Source organism: Roseovarius salincola (genome assembly GCF_026891095.1).
Taxonomy (GTDB): domain Bacteria; phylum Pseudomonadota; class Alphaproteobacteria; order Rhodobacterales; family Rhodobacteraceae; genus Roseovarius; species Roseovarius salincola.
This window is the reverse complement of the sequence record NZ_JAPTNL010000042.1, coordinates 1-3,402: the sequence shown is the minus strand read 5'-3', so window position 1 is coordinate 3,402 and position 3,402 is coordinate 1. Positions and strand designations below refer to the sequence as shown.

The window sequence follows — 3,402 nt, the reverse complement described above, 5'->3', positions numbered from 1 at the left end:
ACGCCGAACTATGCCGAGCGGGCGGGTTTTCCCCAACTTTCATTCTGAGATGCCTGTATTTGCCTCGGCATAGTTTGTCTTCTGCTTCCGCTTTCATCAGCGGAGGAGAAGACATGATTTCGGAAGATATACTGGGCAGGAGCCGACTGTTTCAGCGCCTGAAGACCGGCGCTCACGGGCATATCGTTGAGCTTTACGCAGCCCGGTTGGCAAGGGAGGGGTTCGCCCGTCACGGAACCTGGCGGTGCCTGAACGTAGTGGGAGGTTTCCTGGATTGGATCGAGAGAAGCCAGTTGAAGCTGGCCCATCTCGATGAGCGCGTGGCCGAACGGTATCTTGAGCACCGAGGGAAGAAGCAATGCCTCCAACCGGGTGACCGGGCGGCGTTGAAGCGGTTTCTGGTGGTGTTGCGCGAGTCGGATATGATCGCACCGGCACCACAGCCGCCGATCACTCCGGAGGATCGGATATTTGCGGGGTTCAGCAACTATCTGCGACAGGAGCGCGGGCTGACGCCGAGGTCGATCATCACCCATCAGCCGGTCATTCGCCGCTTTCTGCGCGAGGTTTGTCCCGCCGGCGCCAGCGATCTTGGCAAGATCAGCCGGGAAGACGTCACCTTGTACATTGAGCGCCACGCCGGGGACAGAAGCGCGGCATCCGCGAAGAAGATGTGCTGGTCGCTGCGCGCATTTCTCCGATATCTCTATCACTGCGGCTTGCAGCCCGCCGATCTTGCCGCCGGCGTACCTTCCATCCGGCGATGGAGGCTCTCCAATCTGCCGACCTATCTGTCCGCCGCACAGGTTCAGAAGGTCCTCGACGGTTGTGATCGAACCTCGGCTTTGGGGAGACGGGACTACGCCATCCTCATGATGCTGGCCAGGCTTGGATTGCGGGCGGGCGAGGTCGCAACCCTCACGCTCGATGATATCAGCTGGCAATCGGGGGAGATCCTCATTCATGCCAAGGGCCGACAGCGAGCACGCATGCCGCTTCCGCAGGATGTCGGCACGGCCATCGTCGCATACTTGAAGGATGGCCGCCCGACCTCTCCGTGCCGCCATCTGTTTCTGCGTACATTGGCGCCCCATGTCGGTTTCGCCTCCGGTTGCGCCATCACGATGATCGCCAAAGCGGCGCTCAAGCGCTCTGGCATCGACGGCTATGCTCACCATGGGGCCCATCTCTTTCGGCACAGCCTTGCCACCGAGCTTCTTCGTTCGGGTGCGAGTTTGTCGGAGATAGGCCAGTTGCTGCGGCATGAGAGCCATGACACCACGCGCATCTACGCGAAGGTGGACATCGAGTCACTTCGGACATTGAGCCTCCCATGGCCGGGAGGTGTGCAATGACCACCTTGAGATCAGCCCTCGAGCAGTATCTGAACATGCGCCAGGGGTTCGGCTACAAGTACCAGCACCAGGCGCGACGGCTCGCCGACTTCGTCACGTTCATGGAGCAACACGAAGCCGCGACCATTACCACGCGGTTGGCTGTAAGCTGGGCGACCTTGCCAGTCGATCGGCACGCCTCCTGGGCCTTGCGGTTGACTGACGTGCGCGGTTTCGCGCGGCACCTCGCGATCACCGATCCGGAGACGGAGGTGCCGCCCACGGGGATTTTCCCGCCACTGAAGCGCGCCAAGCCCTACATCTACAGCGATGCGGAGATCGACGCGCTGCTGACGGCGGCACTTGCCCTGCCGCCGGCACACGGCCTGCGGCGATGGACCTACCACCACCTGTTCGGATTGATCGCGGTGACAGGCATGCGCATTTCCGAGGCGATCGGGCTTCACCGCGACGACGTTGATCTGGACGAGGGCCTGCTGACGATCCGTCGAAGCAAGTTCGGCAAGTCGCGGCTTGTGCCACTGCATCCGACAACCTGCGTGGCCTTGCGCTGTTACGCCGAGCGGCGGGAGGCACATCTTGGATCGCGCTGCGGGCCGCATTTTTTTGTGGCCGAGCGCGGCGGCCGATTGCTCCACCAATATGTCCACCGGGTCTTCTGGCGCTTGTCCCGTGAGATCGGGCTGCGATGTGCAGGCGATCATACGGGGCCTCGCATTCACGATCTCCGGCATCGTTTCGCCATCCAGACGCTTGTCGGCTGGCATCGTGATGGGTTCGATGTCGAGCAGCGGCTCCCGATGCTGTCCACCTATCTCGGTCACACCTGCGTGCGCGACACCTATTGGTACCTCTCGGCCTCTCCGGAACTGATGCAGGCGGCGGTACGGCGTCTCGACCAGCGATGGGAGGCCGCACCATGAAGCAGGGTTGTAATATCGCCCCTCTGATCGAGCGGTACTTTACGGAGCGGCTCATGCGCCAGCGCAACGTCAGTGCCAACACGATCGCATCCTATCGGGACACGTTCCGGCTGCTGTTCAGGTTTGCACAGGCGCGGCTCCGCAAGCCGCCTTCCGATCTGGTCGTCGATGATCTCGATGCACCATTCATCAGCGCGTTCCTTGCCGATCTCGAGGCAGAGCGGGGCGTCAGCGTCAGAACGCGCAATCTCCGCTTGACCGCCATTCACTCCTTCTTCCGGTTCGTTTCCTTCGAGGAACCGGCCCACAGTGCGCTTATCCAGCGCGTCCTCGCGATACCAAGCAAACGCCATGACAAGCGTCAGGTACATTTCCTGACGCGACCCGAGATCGAAGCGCTTCTGGCCGCCCCCGATCGCACAACATGGTTTGGACGTCGCGATCACACACTGCTGTTGCTCGCAGTCCAGACCGGCCTGCGCCTTTCCGAACTGATATCTCTCGACAGGGATACCATCCATCTCGGCGTCGGGGCCCATGTGCGATGTGTCGGCAAGGGACGAAAGGAGCGATGTACCCCACTGACCGCGCACGCGCGTGGCACCCTCAAAGCCTGGCTCAAGGAACCGGCGCGTCACCATGCGAACGCGTTGTTTCCCAACATGCATGGGGGCCGATTGAGCGCCGACAGCATCCAGGCACTCCTGTCCAAACATGTGCGCATGGCCAGCGAAAGATGTCCCTCATTGGCGTCCAAGCGCGTGTCCCCGCATGTGTTGAGGCACAGCGCGGCGATGGAATTGCTGCAAGCAGGCGTCGATTGCTCCGTGATCGCGCTGTGGCTCGGTCATGAGACGGTCGAAACCACGCAGACTTACCTGCACGCCCATCTCGCCCTCAAGGAGGCAGCATTGACCAAGCTTACGCCGTACCGGTCAGACAACCCAGTCCGCTTCCATGCCGGCGACCGACTGCTCGCCTTCCTCGAGGCGCTGTAAGGCCCGAACTATGCCGAATGGAACCGGACGGAAAACCGCCAACCAGCCGTGAGCACGGCCAAACGGAAGATTGCGTCTACTACCATTCGGCATAGTTCGGCGTCCGGCATAAACCTGCAAACTCAA

General features: G+C 61.6%; 3 protein-coding genes. All 3 read left to right on the top strand.

Going from position 1 to position 3,402, the window contains the following annotated elements:
* Positions 1 to 113: 113 nt before the first annotated feature.
* The 3 genes from N5A93_RS19325 to N5A93_RS19315 are packed head-to-tail and all read left to right on the top strand — an operon-like array spanning position 114 to position 3,276.
* Positions 114 to 1,355, top strand: a complete 1,242-nt coding sequence (locus tag N5A93_RS19325; RefSeq protein WP_268956729.1) for a site-specific integrase — start codon at positions 114 to 116, stop codon at positions 1,353 to 1,355.
* Positions 1,352 to 2,278: a tyrosine-type recombinase/integrase gene (locus N5A93_RS19320; protein ID WP_268956728.1), complete on the top strand. Its 927-nt coding sequence runs from the start codon at positions 1,352 to 1,354 to the stop codon at positions 2,276 to 2,278. The genes N5A93_RS19325 and N5A93_RS19320 overlap by 4 nt, the downstream gene beginning before the upstream one ends.
* Entirely contained in the window at positions 2,260 to 3,276 is a 1,017-nt protein-coding gene (locus tag N5A93_RS19315) for a tyrosine-type recombinase/integrase (protein WP_328407631.1), read from the top strand. The genes N5A93_RS19320 and N5A93_RS19315 overlap by 19 nt, the downstream gene beginning before the upstream one ends.
* Positions 3,277 to 3,402 lie beyond the last annotated feature (126 nt).